21 protein-coding genes are annotated in these 19,658 nt (G+C 58.1%); 18 read left to right on the forward strand and 3 right to left on the reverse strand.

Features of this window, described 5'->3' with window-relative positions; translation table 11 throughout:
* Positions 1 to 63: 63 nt before the first annotated feature.
* Positions 64 to 246, reverse strand: coding sequence for a hypothetical protein (locus AC2FAP_RS11950; RefSeq protein WP_025203262.1), 183 nt, complete (start codon positions 244 to 246; stop codon positions 64 to 66).
* A 94-nt stretch (positions 247 to 340) separates the two neighbouring features.
* Between AC2FAP_RS11950 and AC2FAP_RS11955 the strand changes: the two genes are divergently transcribed.
* From AC2FAP_RS11955 to speB, 4 genes are all read left to right on the forward strand, one after another.
* Positions 341 to 484: a hypothetical protein gene (locus tag AC2FAP_RS11955; protein WP_419763464.1), complete on the forward strand. Its 144-nt coding sequence runs from the start codon at positions 341 to 343 to the stop codon at positions 482 to 484.
* Between the two features lie 94 nt (positions 485 to 578).
* Entirely contained in the window at positions 579 to 710 is a 132-nt protein-coding gene (yqgB, locus tag AC2FAP_RS11960) for an acid stress response protein YqgB (RefSeq protein WP_071605459.1), read from the forward strand.
* A gap of 8 nt (positions 711 to 718) precedes the next feature.
* A complete protein-coding gene (gene speA, locus AC2FAP_RS11965; protein ID WP_020883700.1) occupies positions 719 to 2,695 on the forward strand; it encodes a biosynthetic arginine decarboxylase in 1,977 nt (658 codons plus the stop codon).
* 208 nt (positions 2,696 to 2,903) lie between these two features.
* On the forward strand, positions 2,904 to 3,824 hold the full coding sequence (speB, locus tag AC2FAP_RS11970; protein WP_014071686.1) for an agmatinase: 921 nt from the start codon (positions 2,904 to 2,906) through the stop codon (positions 3,822 to 3,824).
* Between the two features lie 3 nt (positions 3,825 to 3,827).
* Here speB and AC2FAP_RS11975 read toward each other — a convergent pair whose 3' ends face one another.
* Entirely contained in the window at positions 3,828 to 5,039 is a 1,212-nt protein-coding gene (locus AC2FAP_RS11975; RefSeq protein ID WP_449541312.1) for an MFS transporter, read from the reverse strand.
* 417 nt (positions 5,040 to 5,456) lie between these two features.
* Between AC2FAP_RS11975 and AC2FAP_RS11980 the strand changes: the two genes are divergently transcribed.
* The 14 genes from AC2FAP_RS11980 (at position 5,457) to AC2FAP_RS12045 (ending at position 18,151) form a co-directional block, all read left to right on the forward strand.
* Positions 5,457 to 5,780, forward strand: coding sequence for a Rieske (2Fe-2S) protein (locus tag AC2FAP_RS11980; RefSeq protein WP_013098654.1), 324 nt, complete (start codon positions 5,457 to 5,459; stop codon positions 5,778 to 5,780).
* Positions 5,777 to 6,085: a recombinase-like helix-turn-helix domain-containing protein gene (locus AC2FAP_RS11985; RefSeq protein ID WP_014171555.1), complete on the forward strand. Its 309-nt coding sequence runs from the start codon at positions 5,777 to 5,779 to the stop codon at positions 6,083 to 6,085. Before AC2FAP_RS11980 ends, AC2FAP_RS11985 begins: the two co-directional genes overlap by 4 nt.
* Positions 6,086 to 6,095: 10 nt before the next feature.
* On the forward strand, positions 6,096 to 7,118 hold the full coding sequence (locus AC2FAP_RS11990; RefSeq protein WP_020883703.1) for an aromatic ring-hydroxylating oxygenase subunit alpha: 1,023 nt from the start codon (positions 6,096 to 6,098) through the stop codon (positions 7,116 to 7,118).
* The gene (locus AC2FAP_RS11995; RefSeq protein WP_063156838.1) at positions 7,118 to 7,867 is read left to right on the forward strand and encodes an SDR family oxidoreductase; all 750 of its coding nucleotides are present in this window, start codon (positions 7,118 to 7,120) and stop codon (positions 7,865 to 7,867) included. The genes AC2FAP_RS11990 and AC2FAP_RS11995 overlap by 1 nt, the downstream gene beginning before the upstream one ends.
* A gap of 12 nt (positions 7,868 to 7,879) precedes the next feature.
* Positions 7,880 to 8,668 carry an IclR family transcriptional regulator gene (locus AC2FAP_RS12000; protein ID WP_020883705.1) on the forward strand — a complete coding sequence of 263 codons (789 nt, stop codon included), beginning with the start codon at positions 7,880 to 7,882 and terminating at the stop codon, positions 8,666 to 8,668.
* Positions 8,669 to 8,746: 78 nt separating this feature from the next.
* Complete coding sequence (locus AC2FAP_RS12005) at positions 8,747 to 9,673, forward strand: VOC family protein (RefSeq protein WP_185791325.1); 927 nt, start codon at positions 8,747 to 8,749, stop codon at positions 9,671 to 9,673.
* Positions 9,670 to 10,857 carry an NAD(P)/FAD-dependent oxidoreductase gene (locus AC2FAP_RS12010; RefSeq protein WP_449541311.1) on the forward strand — a complete coding sequence of 396 codons (1,188 nt, stop codon included), beginning with the start codon at positions 9,670 to 9,672 and terminating at the stop codon, positions 10,855 to 10,857. Before AC2FAP_RS12005 ends, AC2FAP_RS12010 begins: the two co-directional genes overlap by 4 nt.
* A gap of 25 nt (positions 10,858 to 10,882) precedes the next feature.
* Positions 10,883 to 12,139 (forward strand): MFS transporter, encoded by a 1,257-nt coding sequence (locus tag AC2FAP_RS12015; RefSeq protein WP_025203265.1) that lies wholly within the window; start codon positions 10,883 to 10,885, stop codon positions 12,137 to 12,139.
* A 10-nt stretch (positions 12,140 to 12,149) separates the two neighbouring features.
* Entirely contained in the window at positions 12,150 to 12,680 is a 531-nt protein-coding gene (locus AC2FAP_RS12020) for a cupin domain-containing protein (protein WP_014171547.1), read from the forward strand.
* 9 nt (positions 12,681 to 12,689) lie between these two features.
* A complete protein-coding gene (locus AC2FAP_RS12025; RefSeq protein WP_025203266.1) occupies positions 12,690 to 13,460 on the forward strand; it encodes an alpha/beta fold hydrolase in 771 nt (256 codons plus the stop codon).
* Positions 13,444 to 14,238: an SDR family oxidoreductase gene (locus AC2FAP_RS12030; protein WP_449541310.1), complete on the forward strand. Its 795-nt coding sequence runs from the start codon at positions 13,444 to 13,446 to the stop codon at positions 14,236 to 14,238. Before AC2FAP_RS12025 ends, AC2FAP_RS12030 begins: the two co-directional genes overlap by 17 nt.
* Before the next feature lie 9 nt (positions 14,239 to 14,247).
* The gene (locus tag AC2FAP_RS12035) at positions 14,248 to 15,018 is read left to right on the forward strand and encodes an aspartate dehydrogenase (protein WP_449541309.1); all 771 of its coding nucleotides are present in this window, start codon (positions 14,248 to 14,250) and stop codon (positions 15,016 to 15,018) included.
* A gap of 9 nt (positions 15,019 to 15,027) precedes the next feature.
* Complete coding sequence (locus tag AC2FAP_RS12040) at positions 15,028 to 16,497, forward strand: aldehyde dehydrogenase (RefSeq protein WP_421636899.1); 1,470 nt, start codon at positions 15,028 to 15,030, stop codon at positions 16,495 to 16,497.
* Positions 16,498 to 16,510: 13 nt separating this feature from the next.
* Positions 16,511 to 18,151 (forward strand): thiamine pyrophosphate-binding protein, encoded by a 1,641-nt coding sequence (locus tag AC2FAP_RS12045; RefSeq protein ID WP_025203269.1) that lies wholly within the window; start codon positions 16,511 to 16,513, stop codon positions 18,149 to 18,151.
* Between the two features lie 59 nt (positions 18,152 to 18,210).
* Here the strand turns inward: AC2FAP_RS12045 and AC2FAP_RS12050 are convergent, their stop codons facing one another.
* Complete coding sequence (locus AC2FAP_RS12050) at positions 18,211 to 19,479, reverse strand: OprD family outer membrane porin (protein WP_485452942.1); 1,269 nt, start codon at positions 19,477 to 19,479, stop codon at positions 18,211 to 18,213.
* Positions 19,480 to 19,658 lie beyond the last annotated feature (179 nt).

The following is a 19,658-nucleotide window of genomic DNA, read 5'->3' on the forward strand; positions in this document are numbered from 1 at the left end:
GTTAATGACACTGGCAGTCTGAGTGTTAATCAGTATGGATGGATTAACATCTGGATGGCTATTTTAGGTCAGTTCTTCGCCCGATTTCCAGTTTTTTTTGACTAACCTCTCACTGAGTTGAATTCGCTGCTGGAAATTTTTCCTGACGGCGCTGGCAACCCGCGCATTTATCTTTTGCAATTTACCCCTGTTCTCGGTATAAAACGCGGCGCGCGGCTCATACCAATAAGCGCTCGATGAACTCATCGTGTCGCCACTTCCAGCCGGGTTAAGCAGTGAACTTTTAGCTTTGGCTTGTGGTCCGTTTCAGCAGGAGCGGCCGTGGAGGTGATACGAGATAATGAACCAGTGTTTTCCGCTAATTCAGCGCAGCCGTTCTGGCGCGTATTTGATTCCCGCAACCCGCATTTCTAATCTGCAAACCTGCCGATGTTATACCCATCTCGGGGCTTCTCAGGATTCCAGGGCCGGTCACGCTTTGTGAAAACTGAACAAGGGCGCTCTTGTTAAGACAAGAGTTTTCTCGTGGTTTCGCCGAACGTTGTCATAATTAAGTTCGGACACGTGTTTACAATGATATGAATATGAAACCGGTCGCACGGTCTGGTTTTCAGCATAGTCTGCTGGGAAATGGATCCGTTTATGGGTTGTTATCGCCGTATAACGCTGCGATAGTAGTCAACTGTTTTACACTTAATACAAAGAGTTGAGGTTCGCTATGTCTGACGACATGTCTTCGCTTTCGCCTTCGTCAGCGGGCGAACAGGGTGTACTACGTTCCATGCAGGAGGTTGCGATGAGCTCCCAGGAAGCCAGCAAGATGCTGCGCACTTACAATATTGCCTGGTGGGGCAATAACTACTACGACGTCAACGAACTGGGCCATATCAGCGTTTGCCCGGATCCTGACGTTCCTGAAGCGCGCGTGGATCTCGCCAAACTGGTGAAAGCACGCGAGGCGCAGGGCCAGCGTTTGCCTGCACTGTTCTGCTTCCCGCAGATCCTGCAACATCGTCTGCGTTCCATTAACGCCGCGTTTAAACGCGCGCGTGAATCTTACGGCTATAAAGGCGATTACTTCCTGGTTTACCCTATCAAGGTGAACCAGCACCGCCGCGTGATTGAATCCCTGATCCACTCCGGTGAACCGCTGGGCCTGGAAGCGGGTTCCAAAGCGGAGCTGATGGCCGTGCTGGCACATGCTGGCATGACCCGTTCGGTGATCGTCTGTAACGGTTATAAAGACCGTGAATACATTCGTCTGGCGCTGATTGGCGAAAAGATGGGCCACAAGGTCTATCTGGTAATCGAGAAGATGACAGAGATCGCTATCGTGCTGGAAGAGGCGGAGCGTCTGAACGTTATCCCGCGTCTGGGCGTGCGTGCGCGTCTGGCGTCGCAGGGTTCCGGTAAGTGGCAGTCCTCAGGCGGCGAAAAATCCAAATTTGGTCTCGCGGCGACCCAGGTTCTGCAGCTGGTTGAGATTCTGCGTGAGCGTGGTCGTCTGGACAGCATTCAGCTGTTGCACTTCCACCTCGGCTCGCAGATGGCCAACATTCGCGACATCGCCACCGGCGTACGCGAATCAGCACGTTTTTACGTTGAGCTGCACAAGCTTGGCGTAAACATTCAGTGCTTCGACGTGGGCGGTGGTCTGGGCGTGGATTATGAAGGTACCCGCTCGCAGTCCGACTGTTCCGTGAACTACGGCCTGAACGAATATGCCAATAACATCATCTGGGCGATTGGCGATGCCTGTGAAGAGCACGGCCTGCCGCACCCAACGGTGATCACCGAGTCTGGTCGCGCGGTTACCGCACACCACACCGTGCTGGTATCGAACATTATCGGCGTTGAACGCAGTGAAATTTCCGAGGTAACCCCGCCGGCTGAGGACGCGCCTCGTGCGCTGCAAAGCATGTGGGAGACCTGGCAGGAGATGCACGAGCCGGGTACCCGCCGCTCGTTGCGCGAGTGGCTGCACGACAGCCAGATGGATCTGCATGATATTCATGTGGGGTATTCATCGGGCACGTTCAGCCTGCAGGAACGCGCATGGGCTGAGCAGCTTTATCTGAACATGTGCCACGACGTACAGCAGCAACTGGACCCGAGCAACCGTGCTCACCGTCCGATTATTGACGAACTGCAGGAGCGCATGGCGGACAAAATGTACGTCAACTTCTCGCTGTTCCAGTCGATGCCGGATGCCTGGGGTATCGATCAGCTGTTCCCGGTTCTGCCGCTGGAAGGGCTGAACCACGCCCCGGAACGTCGTGCGGTGCTGCTGGACATCACCTGCGACTCCGACGGCGCTATCGATCATTACGTCGACGGCGACGGTATCGCGACCACGATGCCTATGCCAGAGTACGATCCGGAGAACCCGCCGATGCTGGGCTTCTTCATGGTCGGTGCTTATCAGGAGATCCTCGGCAACATGCATAACCTGTTCGGTGATACCGAAGCGGTTGACGTGTTTGTCTTCCCTGACGGCAGCGTGGAAGTTGAGCTGTCCGACGAAGGGGACACCGTGGCGGATATGCTCGAATACGTTCAGCTGGATCCGAAAAAGCTGCTGACCCAGTTCCGTGACCAGGTGAAAAATACCGGTCTGGACGACGCGCTGCAGCAGCAGTTCCTGGAAGAGTTTGAAGCGGGTCTTTACGGATACACCTATCTGGAAGACGAGTAAGTAAACCTGCCTCTCTCTGTTGGAGAGGGGCGTCGTGAGGGCAAGGGGCAATACCCTCGCCTATACTCACTTGAACCCGTATGAATTAGCGGCGATAATTCGCCCCAATAAGCGATTTACAAATCAATCCCTTCCTCGTCGGGTTTAACGACGCGGAGGGGATTTTTTTCATCTGTTTTTAATGTATCGACTTTAAAGAGGTCAGGACATGAGCACTTTAGGCCATCAGTACGATAACTCTCTGGTATCTAACGCGTTTGGTTTTTTACGTCTCCCGATGAACTTCCAGCCGTACGACAGTGACGCTGACTGGGTGATCACCGGCGTGCCGTTTGATATGGCCACGTCAGGCCGTGCTGGTGGCCGTCATGGTCCGGCAGCTATTCGTCAGGTCTCCACTAACCTGGCCTGGGAGCACAACCGCTTCCCGTGGAACTTCGACATGCGCGAGCGCCTGAACGTGGTTGACTGCGGTGACCTGGTGTACGCCTTTGGCGACGCGCGCGAGATGAGTGAAAAACTGCAGGCCCATGCCGAAAAACTGCTGGCTGCCGGTAAACGCATGCTCTCTTTCGGGGGTGACCACTTCGTCACGCTGCCGCTGCTGCGTGCTCACGCGAAGCATTTCGGTAAGATGGCGCTGGTGCATTTTGATGCCCATACCGACACCTACGCGAACGGCTGTGAATTCGACCATGGCACCATGTTCTTCACCGCGCCAAACGAAGGTCTGATCGATCCAAACCACTCTGTGCAGATCGGTATCCGTACCGAGTTTGATAAAGACAACGGCTTCACCGTGCTGGATGCCGGCCAGGTGAACGATCGCGGCGTGGATGACATCATCGCTCAGGTAAAACAGATTGTCGGCGATATGCCGGTTTACCTGACCTTCGATATCGACTGCCTGGATCCGGCGTTTGCCCCGGGCACCGGCACGCCGGTGATCGGCGGCCTGACCTCTGACCGCGCCATCAAACTGGTGCGCGGCCTGAAGGATCTGAACATCGTGGGTATGGACGTGGTGGAAGTGGCTCCGGCTTACGACCAGTCAGAGATCACTGCTCTGGCAGCGGCCACCCTCGCGCTGGAAATGCTCTACATCCAGGCCGCGAAAAAAGGCGAATAAGCCTTACGCCCGGATTGCTGCTGCGCGACGCATGCGCAGCAGCAACATGCCTCCTGCCAGCAGGGTGATAACCTGCGAGACGACCAGCACCGAAAAACCGGAGCTGACTGAACCCACCGATTTCATCACCATCCCCATCAGCAGCGGAATAAACGCCGCGCAAATATTCCCAATCCCGTTGATGATCCCGTAGGCACTGCCAACGGCTTCCCGCACCGCATGATGCTGGATAACCGCCGGAATGGCCGCCCCCTGAAGTCCCCAGAAAACATTGGCCGAGAGCATAAACAGCGCCAGCCAACCGGGCTGGTGGCTCAGCATCAGCATGACGACGGAACTCGCCGTTAAGATCCCGCCCACCACAAACAGCAGCGGTGCCTGGTCCGGGCGCATTTTGTCGAGCAGCACACCGCCCAGAAACTTTGAGCCAAGACTCAGCAGGAAGGGGATAGCCGCGAGAAAGCCGGTCGCGTGCAGGGAGAAGTGGTGTTCATCGCGCAGCCAGGCCGGAAGCCAGGCGCTGCTGCCCCAGAGATAACTCAGCGTGGCGATTTCAACCAGCAGGATCCAGCCCAGAAGCGGCGTCTGCCAGGCAAGCGTAAAGGTCTGTACAAACCCGGACGTTCGGCGCTTTTCCGAATGTTGAGGGGCCGGCAGGAAACGCCAGATTAACCCCCCACCCAGCGCCAGATTGATCGCCGCGAGGGCATAAAATGAGCCCGCCCAGCCAAGGTGTGCCATCAGCCAGGTGATCAGCGGAAAGCCTACCGCCAGCCCCAGTGAAACGCCCAGCGCGGTAATGGCGTTGGGCTTACCAATTTCCCCGGCGCTAAAGTTATCGCTGATAAAGCGTGTTTTCAGTGAAAAGAGTGGGCCTTCGGCAATGCCCAAAATCAGGCGGGCGATGAGCATGCCCATCAGCGACCCCAGCAGTGGCGAGATGGCGCAGACCACGGCCCATATCGCAATGCTGGTTAACAATCCCTGTCGATAATGTAATTTGCTTTCGATAACTGGGGTCAATAGTAAAGCGGAAAAACCATAACCCAGCAAAAAGCAGGTCATGAGCATTCCTTGTAACATTCTGTTTTCATTTAGCTGAAAATGTTCGGCAAATTCAGGGTTTAAAATCATCACCGAGATATTTACGCGGTCAACGTAGGAAATAATAATGAGCACCAGAAGTGCCACCGTGCCTTGCCATCTTGCCGTCATTTAATCCGCCTTAATCGTGCTGTCTGTTTATATTTTTTATGAACGTTATTGTCACGTAACTAAAATGGTTCACCTATGAAACTCATTGTTTTAATGAGATAAATTAAATTAAAGTTTCACAGGTGAAACGCCAGAGGTATGCGCGTATATAATTTTTAAGGAATAAAAAGAAAAGAAGTCAATCTCTATTTTAAAAAATAAAAGATCATCAAAAAAATGTATTCATTCACGCCTGAATAATGAAAATTTCATATCGCTGCATTTTTTCGTGATCGCTTGCACACTTAGCTAATTAAACCTCGACTGATTAACAAATTCGTCACATTCGCGCTTGACGAAACATTCATCGCTTTTATATTGACCGTATTAAATAAGAAACAGAGTTTCATATATGAAACAAAAGCCTGGAGGATCGTGATGAGCTGGATAGGCGTATGTGACGCAGAACAAGTACAGGAAGATTTCCCTTTTAGCGGTAACGTCGAGGGCAAAGAGATCGGCGTTTATTTGATTGATGGCGAATATTACGCGCTGGAAGACGTATGCCCGCACGCTTACGCGCTGCTGAGTCAGGGTTTCGTCGAGGACGGTAAAGTGGAATGTCCGCTGCATGAGGCGGTTTTCGATGTCAAAACCGGCCAGTGCCTGCACGGCCCCGGCGGACGTAACCTCAATCGTTACCCGGTTCGGGTATTTGAAAACCAGATCCAGATTACCTTCGTCGAGGAGACAGTGGCATGAGCGAAAGTCTGAACTTCAACCCGGCGCTGCCGGAAAGCCGTCAGTTTACCCCCCCGGCTGAGGGCGGTAACGGCGCCATCCATAAGCCCGGTGATTACCAGAACCTGATCTGGCAGACCCGCAGCCGCGTACCGGAAAACTGGGAAATCACGCTTATCTCCACGCTGGAAGACCTTTTCGAACAGGGCGCGGAAACCGTGCCGGAACTGGTCAACGGGCTGAACGCGGTACGTATGCACGATCAGCAGGGCGAGCCATGGAGTGATGCCAGCTTCCAGGCTTTCTTACAGGTTAACGGCTACTGAGGGCAATGCGATGACGACTACCGTACAAAACTATCTTGATAAAGGTCTGCGCGGCCTCTGGTACCCGGTGCTGGCCAGCTGGGAAGTTCAGTCTGCGCCCGTGGGGATCACCCGTCTGGGCGAACAGATTGTGGTCTGGCGCAACAAGGATGGCCAGGTGCAGGCGCTGGAAGATCGCTGTCCGCACCGTGGCGCGCGTCTGTCGATGGGCTGGAATCTGGGCGATCGTATCGCCTGCTGGTATCACGGCGTGGAAGTGGCGGGCAACGGCGAAGTGAAGGATGTGCCTGCGGTGGACAAATGTCCGCTGGTCGGCCAGCAGTGTGTGCGCAGCTACAACGTGCAGGAAGTGCACGGGGCCATCTTCCTTTGGTTTGGCGTTACCGCCGATCAGCAACCCGACGAACTGAGCTTCCCGGACGAACTGGCTGATACCGACGCCTACAGCAATTTCCTCTGCACCGCCGCGTGGAAATGCAATTACCAGTACGCACTGGAAAACGTGATGGACCCGATGCACGGCACCTATCTGCACTCTTCGTCGCACTCCATGGCGGAAGGGGATCGCAAAGCGGATATGGTTCTGCAGCCGACGAAAACCGGGTTTATCTTCGAGAAAAAAGGCCAGAGCGGCGTCAACTTCGACTGGGTTGAGCTGGGCAACAGCGGCACCTACTGGATGCGTTTGTCCATTCCTTATAAGAAGCGTTTCGGGCCGGGTGGTCACTTCTTCATTGTTGGCATGGTGGTGCCGGAAGATAACGATAACTGCCGCGTCTTCTTCTGGCGTATCCGCCGCGTGCAGGGCTGGCAGCGCGATATGTGGCGTTTCATGTACCGTAACCGTCTGGAAAAACTGCACTGGGAAGTCCTTGAGCAGGACCGCGTGGTGCTGGAGAGCATGGCGCCAGATGCACGGGAACACGAATACCTTTACCAGCATGATGTGGGCCTCTCGCGCCTGCGCCGCATGATGCAAAAAGCGGCGAAAGAGCAGCTGGCGGCGCGTGAAGCTCAGCAGGGAGCCGCCTGATGAATGGGCTGCTGAACGGGAAACGCATCGTGGTGACCGGTGCCGCGCGTGGGCTGGGCTTTCATTTTGCGAAAGCCTGCGCAGAGCAGGGCGCGGCGGTGGTGATGTGCGACATCCTTCAGGGCGAGCTGGCTGAAAGCGCGCATGGCTTAAGTGAGAAGGGCTATGCGATTGAATCACACGTTATCGATTTGGCCGATCCGCTCTCCATTTCGCGGGTGTTCAGCACCATTGGCGAACAGGGACCGATCGACGGTCTGGTCAATAACGCGGCGATGGCGACCGGGGTCGGCGGCAAGGACATGCTTGATTACGATCCGGATCTGTGGGACCGGGTGATGAGCGTTAACGTTAAAGGCACCTGGCTGGTTACCCGGGATGCGGTACCGCTGCTGCGCGAAGGGGCAGCCATTGTCAATGTGGCTTCCGATACCGCGCTGTGGGGCGCGCCGCGTCTGATGGCCTACGTGGCCAGCAAGGGCGCCGTGATTGCCATGACCCGTTCAATGGCACGTGAGCTGGGTGAAAAACGCATTCGTATTAACGCCATCGCCCCGGGCTTAACCCGCGTCGAAGCGACGGAATATGTCCCTGCAGAGCGGCATCAGCTTTACGAAAACGGCCGGGCGCTCACCGGGGCGCAGCAGCCGGAAGACGTCACCGGCAGCGTGGTCTGGCTGTTAAGCGATCTGTCGCGGTTTATCACCGGCCAGCTGATTCCGGTCAACGGCGGTTTTGTCTTTAACTGAGGTAAAGCAACTATGGCAAGCGATCACGAAGTGAAGTACCTGGTGCCCGGGCTGGAGCGAGGCTTACAGCTGCTGCTGGCCTTTGGCGAGCAGCACCGTGAACTGACCTTTGCCGAGCTGCACAGGCTGGTCGATATGCCGAAAGCCACCGCCTACCGCGTGGTACAAACGCTGGAATACATGGGTTTTCTGGAGCGCAACACGCGAACCAATACCTTCTCGCTTGGCATGAACGTCCTGCGTCTGGGCTTTGAATACATCGCCTCACTGGATGTGGCGCAGGTCGGTCAGCCGGTCATCGAGCAGCTGCGTGACGTCAGCCAGTGCAGCAGTCATCTGGCGATCCGCGACGGGCGCGACATCATCTATATCGCCCGCGTCAGCGCCGCCGGTTCTCGCATCAATCAGGTGAGCATTGGTACCCGTTTGCCGGTGCACTGCACGTCGCTGGGGCGCATGCTGCTGACCGATATTTCGCGAGCCGATTTCGAACAGCTGTTCCCGCACGAGCGTCTGCCGGGCAACACGCCGGGCCAGATCCACGACCGTGAAGCGTTGTGGCAGATGGTGCAGCAGGACAAAGCACGCGGCTATGTGATCGGCGAATCCTTCTTCCGTCATGGCATCTCCTCCATCGTTTATCCGGTGTATGACCGCAGCGGAAGGGTGGCAGCCGTGGTGAGCATTCTGGTGCCTTCGGAGGAGATCCCGCAGACCGATCGCGAGCGCCTGCAAAACGATGTCCGCATGGCGGCGGATAAAATTTCTGGCTTCTTAGGGTATTTGTCACAGGCCAGTTAAATCATCAGGTTAACGCCAGGCGCTTCATTGCGTCGGGCATGTTTTACGCCCAATCTGGGCCAGACGAGGCAACGAACGATGTGTATAACCGGAATTGAAAAGCTGGAATTTGGCGTCGAGAACCTGACGCACTGCGCAAAATTTATGCGTGATTTTGGCCTGACGGGCGATGCCAGCGGCCAGCGTTTTACTACCCTGAGCGGCGCGCGCGTGGAGCTTAATCCTGTCGACAGCCCTGACCTGCCGCCAGCGTTTGAAGCAGGAAATACGTTGCGCCGGATGACCTGGGCAGTCGCCACCCGGGACGATCTGGAGGCGCTGCGCCCGAAGCTTGAGAAGCAGCCCGGTTTTCGTGAGGTGGGCGACGCGCTGGAGTGCCGCGATCCGAACGGCATGACCCTGCGCGTACAGGTCAGCCATCAGGTGCCGGTGGAGCTGAACGTCGAGCCGATTAACCAGTGGGGCGATGCCCGCCGTATCGACACGCCAAGCCCGGTCTACGATCGCGCCCAGCCTATTAATGTAGGCCACGTGGTGTTCTTCGTGGAGGAGCTGGCGGCGGTGGAGACGTTCTACCGTAAGGTGCTTGGGTTCCAGGTGTCTGACCGCTACATCAACCGTGCGGTGTTCCTGCGCTGTGGCGTGCGCGGCGGGCATCACAACCTGTTCCTTCTTCAGCTGCCTCACCGTAAGCGGGGGCTGAACCACGTGGCCTTTACCGTACGCGACATTCACGAGGTGATCGGCGGTGGGATAGCGATGAACAAAAACGCCTGGAGCACCTTTATTGGCCCGGGGCGTCATCCGGTCTCCTCGGCCTATTTCTGGTACGTCAACAGCCCAACCGGCGGGGCGTTTGAATACTACACCAACGATGATTACCTCACCGAAAACTGGCAGCCGCGCGAGCTGGAACATTCGCTGGTGTCGTTCACCGAGTGGGCGGTTGAGGGTGGGATTGACCACGACACTCGCCGTCAGCAGAAAAAGCCGGAGGCGGTATGACCTCGCGCATTGTCATTATTGGCGGCGGTCAGGCAGGTGGCTGGGCGGCGAAAACCCTGCGTGACGAAGGCTTCGACGGCGAGATTTGCGTCGTGGCGGAAGAGGCGTGGGATTTCTACGAACGCCCGCCGCTGTCCAAGGCTGCGTTACTGGAGCCGGACGCGCCGCTACCGCGTCTCTTTCCTGAAGCGGCGCAACAGGCATTGAACCTGACATGGTGCCGGCCGGTGCGCGCGGAATCTCTCGATCGTCACGCGAAAACGGTGTGCTTAAGCAACGGTGAATGCCTTAGTTACAACATTCTTTTAATCGCTACCGGTGGTCGGGCGCGTCTGCCGGGCGACGCGTGGGCGGCCCACCCGCAGGTCTATACCCTGCGCCACTGGCAGGACGCACAGCGGCTGAAGGCGCGCCTGGCAGAGAGTCAAAACCTGGCGATTATCGGCGGAGGCTGGATTGGCCTGGAGATTGCGGCCTCCGCGCGTAAATGTGGCGTCGCCGTGACGCTGTTTGAGCAGCAACCCGCGCTGTGCATGCGTTCGGTGAGCGCCGAGGTATCGCAGCAGCTGGAAACACTTCACCGCGAACAGGGCGTGGATATCCGCACCGGCTGCGGAACGCTGGAGCTGGAAGATAACAATGGTCTGCCGGTCATTCACTGTGACGGCAAGCGTGAAACCTTTGATGCCGTGGTCGTCGGGATCGGTGTTGATCTCAATCTGGAGCTGGCGCGTGATGCGGGTCTGCAGACTGAGCGCGGGATCGTGGTGGACGCTCAGGGGCGAACGTCGGATCCGTTTATTTTTGCTGCCGGTGATGTGGCCCAGCACCATCACTATGGGCTGTGCATTCAGTCGTGGGCCTTTGCCCAGAATCAGGCGGTTGCCACGGCAAAGGCGATGCTCAATCCCGATGCCCCCGGCTATGACGACGCGCCGTGGCTGTGGTCGGATCAATACCAGCACAACATTCAGATCCTCGGTATTCCGCAGGCCGGCTGCACAACCCTTGCCCGGGATAATGCGCTGTTTTTCTCACTGGATGAAAACGGACGGCTGACCCAGCTGGTGGCGTTCAACGATGCGCGTACCGTCAAGCTGGCGAAGCGCTGGATGGCTGCCGGAAGGGATCTGTCCGATGTGCCGCTGGCTGACCCGACTTTTTCACTGATGTCATTGCGATAGCTAACCCGCACCCGTAGGGGGAGACATGACCACATTTGAGACTAACACCGCGCCGGTTGAGGCAAGCGGTGAGGGCACCCGCACGCCCGAAAAAGCGGTGCGCTGGGCCATCCCGCTGTCATTGCTGGCCTGCGTGCTGCTGGCATTTTTCGACAAAATCAGCATTGCGGCGCTCTTTTCCGACAGCCATTTTCAGCAGGCGATGGGCATTGATTTTGACACCACGCGCCTCGGCATTCTGATGAGCGCCTTTCTGCTGAGCTACGGCTTCTCATCGGTCTTTTTAAGCGGACTGGGGGACAAGATTGCACCGCTTCGCCTGCTCACCGGCATGATGGTGGTGTGGTGCGTGCTGATGGTGGCCATGGGGTTTACCCATAACTACACGGTCATGATCGTCCTGCGCATTTTGCTGGGCGTGGCAGAAGGGCCGCTGTTTCCGCTGGCGTTTGCCATTGTGCGGCATAACTTCCCACAGCATCTGCAGGCGCGAGCCACCATGTTGTGGCTGCTGGGTACCCCGGTAGGCGCGGCGATTGGCTTCCCTCTTTCTATCTGGCTGCTGAATGCCTTCGGCTGGCAGAGCACCTTCTTTGTGATGGCGATGCTCACCGTGCCGGTGCTGGTGTTCGTGCGCATCGGTCTGCGCGGGATCCGTCTGGGTGCCAAACCGGCTGCGGATCGCGAATCACAAGATGAACGACGTGCCGCGCGGCGCGAGCTGTTTGTCAGCCCGCACTTCTGGATTATCTGCATCTTTAACATCGCGTTTCTCACCTACCTGTGGGGAATCAATGGCTGGCTGCCGGGTTACCTGATTAAAGGGAAAGGCATTCATCTTGAACACGCGGGCTGGCTGTCGTCGATGCCGTTTATCGCCATGCTGGCGGGTGAGGTGATTGGCGCATGGCTTTCTGACCGGGTCGATAAACGCGCGGTGGCCTGCTTTATCTCGATGGCTGGCGCGGGGTTAGGCCTGACGGCGGTCATGCATCTTGATACCCCGCTGGCCGTTATCGCGGCGATGAGCTTTAGCACCTTTATGTGGGGCACCGGTGCGCCGAACATTTTCGCACTGCTGGCGAAGGCTACCCATCCCCGGGTGAGCGCGACGGCGGGCGGTATTTTCAACGGGCTGGGAAACTTTGCGGGCGCGCTGTCGCCGGCGGTGATGGGCGCGTTGATCGCCTTCACCCACAGCATGGATTCCGGGCTGATTTTTCTGGCGGTGATGGCGGCGGTGGGCTGCGTCCTGTTACTGCCGCTGCTGAGACGTTACTGAGGAGAGTGTCATGACTGATTCAACCGTAACTGCAAAACCAGGCATTAAACCTGACCATCTGACCATGGAAGAGTGGGTCGAGTCGCGCATTGCGCGCTTTGAAGGGCGTAAATATGACTGGAACGCGCTGAAGTTCCAGGCCGATTTCGATCCTAAATACCGCCGTGCGCAGATGCGCTACATCGGTACCGGGGCAACGGGTGTGGCAAGCGATACCAATACCGTGCCGGCTGAGCACTTTACCTTCTCCACCATGGTGCTGCCGTCGAAGTGCGAGGGACCATTGCATCTGCATGACGACGTGGAAGAGGTGTTCTTCATGCTTAAAGGGCAGATCACGCTGATGATCCAGGACGGCGATCACTACACCGAAACCGTGCTGCGCGAACGCGATCTGATCTCCGTTCCGCCGGGCATCTATCGCGGTCTGTTCAATCATGGTGAAGAAGAGGCGCTGATGTGCGTGATGCTCGGCACCAACAAGCCGGAAATCCCGACCTATCCGGCCGATCACCCGCTGTCGAAAGTGAAGCGGAACTAAGGGGGCGCGATGACGGGCTTTCGTGAACAGGGAAGCGGCATCCCGCTGATGCTGCTCCACGGCATCAGCTCCGGTGCTGCCTCCTGGCATAAACAGATGGCGCTGAACGGTTTTCGCGTGCTGGCGTGGGACATGCCCGGTTATGGCGAAAGCCCGATGCTGGCGGTTGAGCGCGCCAACGCGGGGGATTACGCCGACGCGCTGGCGGCCATGCTGGATCGCGCGGGCGTCTGGCAGGTCGTTCTGGTCGGGCATTCGCTTGGGGCCCTGGTGGCAAGCGCCTTTGCGGCGAAGTATCCCGAACGCGTACTGCATCTGGTACTGGCCGATGCCGCGCAGGGTTACGGCCAGGCCGAGCCGGCGCAGCGCGAGCAGGTCTGGCGTAACCGGGAGCAGCAGATGGCGCTTGGGGGCGAGATCCTGGCGCAAACCCGGGCCGCTAAATTATTACGCCCGGGCGCGCGTGAGGACGATATTGCCACCGTTGCGGCGGGCATGCGCAAACTGCGCCCGGAAGGCTACCTCGCTGCCGCATGGATGCTGGCACATGACGATATTCACGGCTGGCTGAAGCGTTACGCCGGTGACTTTGAAGTCTGGTGCGGCGAGCAGGACGCCATTACCCAGCCTGAGCTGGTTCAGGGGCTGGCGCTACGTTACGGCATGCCGTTTACCGCGATTCCCCTGGCCGGGCACGCCAGCTATCTCGATAACGACGCGTTTTTTAATCAACAGCTTTTACGTATCAACGAAGAGGTGCGCGATGAATGCACAAATTGACGGGCGCGTAGCGGTAGTCACCGGCGGTTCTTCTGGCATTGGTTTTGAAACACTGCGTTTGCTGCTGGGCGAGGGGGCAAAAGTGGCGTTCTGTGGCCGCGACCCGGACCGGCTTGCCAGCGCGCATGCGTCGCTGCAAAACGAATTCCCTGATGGCGAGATTTTCTCTCACCGCTGCGACGTGCTGGACGCAGACCAGGTTCAGACCTTTGCCCAGGCCGTTAAGTCCCGCTTTGGCGGGACAGACTTGCTGATTAATAACGCCGGACAGGGGTATGTGGCGCACTTCAATGACACCCCGCGCGAGGCCTGGCTGCATGAAGCCGAACTGAAACTGTTTGGGGTGATTAACCCCGTGCAGGCTTTTCAGCCGCAGCTGGAGCAATCGGATATTGCCTCCATTACCTGCGTGAACTCGCTGCTGGCGCTGCAGCCAGAGGAACACATGATTGCCACCTCCGCAGCACGTGCCGCGCTGCTCAACATGACGCTCACGCTCTCGAAAGAGCTGGTGAGTAAGGGTATCCGCGTGAATTCCATTTTGCTTGGCATGGTGGAATCCGGCCAGTGGCGGCGTCGCTTTGAGAACCGGGCGGATAAAAGTCAGAGCTGGCCGCAGTGGACGGCGGATATTGCCCGCAAACGCGGCATTCCGATGGCGCGTCTCGGTAAGCCGCAGGAGCCTGCGCAGGCTCTGCTGTTCCTCGCGTCGCCGCTGGCTTCGTTTACCACCGGTGCGGCGCTGGACGTTTCCGGCGGCTACTGCCGTCATCTGTAAGGACACATCATGAAAAAAATCATGTTAATCGGCTACGGTGCCATGGCGCAGGCCGTCATTGAGCGTCTGCCCGAGCAGGTTGCCATTGGCTGGATCGTGGCGCGCGAGTCGCATCATGCCGCGATTCGCCAGCAGTTTGGCGATGCGGTGGTGGCACTGACCTCGCCCGCATTATGTACGGATACTCCCGATCTGGTGCTGGAATGTGCCAGCCAGCAGGCGGTGGCGCAGTACGGGGAAGCGATTTTACGCCGTGGATGGCATCTGGCGGTGATCTCCACCGGCGCGCTGGCAGACAGCGCGCTGGAACAGCGTCTGCTTAACGCAGGCGGAAAGCTGACGTTGCTCTCCGGGGCGGTGGCGGGCATTGATGGCCTGGCAGCGGCAAAAGAGGGCGGGCTTGAGAAGGTGACCTACCAGTCGCGTAAAAGCCCGGCCAGCTGGCGCGGCAGCTATGCCGAGCAGCTTATCGATCTTAACGCCGTGTCCGAGGCGCAGATCTTCTTTGAAGGCAGCGCACGCGAAGCGGCACGACTGTTTCCGGCCAACGCCAACGTGGCGGCGACCGTGGCACTTGGCGGCGTGGGGATGGATGACACCCGCGTGCAACTGATGGTCGACCCGGCCACTCAACGCAATACCCACACGCTGCACGTCGAAGGGATGTTTGGCGAGTTCCATCTGGAGCTGAGCGGGCTACCGCTTGCCAGCAACCCCAAAACCTCCACCCTGGCGGCACTCAGCGCGGTTCGCGCCTGCCGTGAACTGACGCAGCGCTAAGGAGCGACGATGGACGATCTTAACATTTTCATTGGCGGCAACTGGCGGCGTGGCGGCGGTAACCTGATGCAGAGCCATTTCCCGGCAGACGGTGCGGTGAACGCCACGCTCCACGCGGCAAGCCTGGACGATCTGCAGGAGGCTATCGACGCCGGAGAGCGCGCGTGGCGCGATCCTGCCTGGCGTAACAGCCTGCCGCATGCGCGTGCGAAGATCCTGCATAAGGTGGCGGATCTGATCGAATCCCGCGTCGATGAACTGGCCCGCATGCAGAGTCGCGACAACGGTAAACCGCTGGCGGAAGCGCGAGGGCTGGTGATGAGCGCGGCAGGCACGGCGCGTTATTTTGCCGCTGCCTGCGAGCTGCTGGAAGGTGAACTGCCGACCCCACGCCAGCCTGATGTGCTTACCCTCAGCCGATATGAACCGCTCGGCGTGGTGGCGGCTATCACGCCCTGGAATTCCCCCATTGCCAGCGAAATGCAGAAAGTGGCGCCGGCCATTGCTGCCGGTAACGCGGTGGTTCTCAAACCAGCCGAAGCCACCCCGCTGATGGCGCTGGAGCTGGCGCGTATTTTTGAGCAGGCAGGCTTACCCGCCGGGCTGCTGAGCGTGCTGCCGGGCAAAGGCTCGGTGATTGGCGATGCGCTGGCGCGTCACCCGAAAGTGCGAAAAATCTCCTTTACCGGTGGCACCACCACGGGCCGTCATCTGGCGCACGTGGCGGCGGAAAAATTGATCCCGGCCTCGCTGGAACTGGGCGGTAAATCCCCGACCATCGTGCTGGAAGATGCCGACGTTGAGCTGGCTGCGCGCGGGATCTGCTACGGCATTTTCAGCTCTGCAGGTCAGGCCTGTATTGCCGGTTCGCGACTCTTTATCCATGAGCGCCTTTACGCCCCGCTGATGGCGAGGCTGCTGGAATTAACGCGCGGCCTGCGGGTCGGGCATCCCTTTACCGACGGCACCCATGTGGGACCGCTGATTAACGACGCGCACCGCAAGAGCGTGCAGGCTTACGTTGAACTGGCAAAGCGTGAAGGGGGCCGCGTGCTGTGTGGCGGGGAGATCCCTGCCGATCCACTGCTGGCAAACGGCAGTTACTTCCAGCCCACCATCATTGAAGGCCTGACCAACGGCGCACGTGCCTGTCAGGAGGAGATCTTCGGCCCGGTGCTGGTGGCGATGCCCTTTAGCGATGAAGCCGCGTTGATCCGTGAGGCGAATGACTCCGTTTATGGCCTTGCTGCCGGGATCTGGACGCGGGATACCGGGCGCGCCCTGCGACTGAGCGAGCAGCTTGAAGCGGGCACGGTGTGGATAAACACCTACAAAGTGTTTGCGATTTCGACCCCGTTCGGGGGCTTTAAAGAGAGCGGTCTGGGCCGCGAAAAGGGCATTCAGGGGCTGAAAGCCTGGATGCAGCAAAAGAGCATTTATCTGGCGACGGGTAACAGCGTCAACCACTGGTGCGACTGAGAAAGGGTGAGTAATGAGCGAAATGATAACCGTCGGCGACGCCATCGCCAGAACGCTGGAGCAGTATCAGGTTGAGGCCATCTACGGCGTCATCTCCATCCACAATTTACCCATCGCCGATGCGGTAGGGCAGCGCGGGAATATTCGCTTTGTGCCCGCACGTGGCGAAGCGGGGTCGGTCACCATGGCCGATGCCCACGGCCGTTTTTCCGGGCTCGGTGTGGCGCTGACCAGTACCGGCGCCGGGGCGGGTAACGCCGTCGGCGCGCTGGTGGAAGCCATGAATGCCTGCACGCCGCTGCTGCATATCACCGGCCAGGTGGAAAAAGCCTGGCTGGATGCCGACACCGGCTTTATCCACGAAACCCGCGACCAGCTGACCTTCCTGAAGGCCAGCTCAAAACGGGCATACCGCATCAGCAACGCAAACCAGGCGATCGCGATCCTTCACAAGGCCATTCAGGAGGCGCAAACTCCGCCGTGCGGGCCGGTTTCCGTGGAGATCCCGATTGATATTCAGGGGGCGAAAATCCCCGTGTCGCTGATCACCGCTCCGGTGAAACCGACGTCGGTTTCCGCAGTTGATACGGCAGTGGTCGACACGCTGTGGGCGCAGCTTAAACAGGCCAGACAGCCGCTGCTGTGGCTGGGGGGCGGAGCGCTCGGTAGCGCTGATGCGGTAAAAAAACTGGCAGATGCGGGAGTGACGGTTATCTCCAGCACCCACGCGCGCGGCGTGCTGCCGGACAACCATCGCGCCAGCCTGCGGGCGTTTCATAACTCGCCGTCAGTTGAGGCGTTGATCGCCCAGTGCGACTTTACGCTGGTCGCCGGCTCACGCCTGCGCAGCAACGAAACCCGCTCGTGGACGCTTGAATTACCGCATCCCCGCGTCCAGATTGATATCGACCCCGCGGCGGCGAGCCGCAACTATCTGATGGACACAACCCTTGTGGCCGACTGCGCGGCGCTGTTAACCGCGCTGGCGGCTAAAGCGCAGGGGCGTGAATGGGGCGATGCGCAGTGGGATACGCAGGTGCAGCAGGCGCTGGCGAAAGCTGTTGCGGGGCTGCGTGAGCAGTGCGGTGCTTATGCGAAGCTCAACGACGCCATCGAGAACGCGCTGCCGCAAGATGGCCTGCTGGTTCGTGATATCACCGTTTCCGGAAGCCTGTGGGGCAGCCGTTTGTTCCGCGCCAACGGACCGCTGATGAACATTCACTCGCTGGCAGGCGCCATCGGCATGGGGCTACCGATGGCGATTGGCACGGCGATTGCCAACCCGCAACGCAAAGTGGTGGGGCTGGTGGGCGATGGTGGCGTAAGCCTGAATCTGGGCGAGATGGCAACGCTGGCGCAGGAGAAGGCCAACGTGACGCTGCTAGTGATGAACGACGGCGGTTACGGCGTCATGCGCGGCATTCAGGATAAGTATTTCGGCGGGCGTCAGTATTATAACGAGCTGCATACCCCGGACTTTACGCAGCTGGCGCATGCGATGGGGTTACAGGCGTGGAGCGTCGAACGGGCGGAGGATTTTGACGCGGTGATGACCGAAGCGCTTGCCATGCCAGGACCGTCGGTAGTGGAAGTGCGGATGGGACAGATTGGCGCGCTGAAATTTGCCGGGCCGCCGCAGAAGACGTTGTACTAAGCGTGTTTACCCTCACTTCCGCCCTCTCCCTTAGGGAGAAGGGCGGGTGAGGGGCTTAATCAGAACACGTTAAACGGGTATTCCACGTACGCGCGGATCTCATCCCCGCCCACGTTATAGTCGCTGGCGTTGCTGGACACGCGCAGGACGGAGTAACGGAGTTTCAGTTTCAGATCTTTAGCCGGGCCGTCCTGCACCTGATACTGGATCTGGTTAAACCACTCATGCTCTTTACCGTTGCTGGTTTCAGAGGTCTTGATGTTGTCGCCACGCACGTAAGCTGTGGTCCAGCTCAGGCCCGATAAGCCCAGACCGCCGAAGTCCAGCGCGTAAGAAGCCTGCCATGAGCGCTCGTCTTCGCCGTTGAAATCAGACCAGTAGGAGTTCGCCAGCCAGATGGTATTGCCGCCGTCACCTACGCCACCCTGATCGCGATAGCTGCCATAGTGATAGCCGGTGCTGCCGCTGCTCTGCTGATACGCTACCTTGAAGGTATGAATATCCCAGATGTAGCTTGCCGCCAGGCTCCAGATGCTATTGCTGCGTCCGGTATCAAGGCTGTCTGCGTAGCGCTGATCTAGGCGTGAGTTATAGCCGTTGAAATCGAGCACCAGCTGTTGCCCGGTGCTGAACGGCTGTTTGAAGTTCATTCCCAGGTACTGCTTGTTCATCACCTCTTCCACATGAGAGGCATACAGCGCACCGCTGAACTGGTCGTTGAACTGGTAGCTCGCACCGCCGAAGGAGAGGTTCTTCAGGCCACTGTCGTGGCGGTCGTCACTTTTGCGCTGCTCATCGGTGAAGTAACCGGCGTTCACTTCCAGACCCGCGATCTCTTTTGAGGTCAGCATGGTGCCGGTAAAGCTTTCAAACAGCAGACGGGAATTGTCGGCATTAACAATCGGTAATTCCGGACGCTGGTTACCGTAGCTCAGCACGGTATTGGAAATACGCATTTTTGCTGTGGCGCCAAATTTCGCCAGATCGGATTTAGCCCGGCCATCGTCTTCCTGTTTAAAGAAGTCAATGCCGCCCGCGCCGCTCTTTCCACGACCGCCGTCCAGACGCACGCCATACTGGGCAATGCCGTCCACACCAAAGCCAACCAGCCCTTCGGTATAGCCGGATTCAAACGTGGCAACGATACCCTGACCCCATTCGGCTTTGTCCTGCTGGCCCTGATGATAATCACGGCTGATATACGCATTGCGTAAAAACAGATCTAAATGGCTGTCATCAACAAAGCCTTTGCTGTCGGATTGCTGGCTTGCAACGGCGGGTAATGCGGCGAATAAACTTAACGCAATTAATGATAATTCTTTTTTCACGGAGGGAACGTCTCTGTCTTAATATTGTAAATTGAATTACTGCGAGCTCGATAATTACCCGAATGGTAAATGATTGCAATAATTATGTGACGAGACGTTTCAGGGCAATAAGCCAGTGTTTGCGCGGCTTAGAAAGGTACTCAAGTGCTATTACCGATATGTGCGGTTAAATTAACAAT

It is taken from the genome of Enterobacter cloacae complex sp. 394I7 (assembly GCF_057320345.1).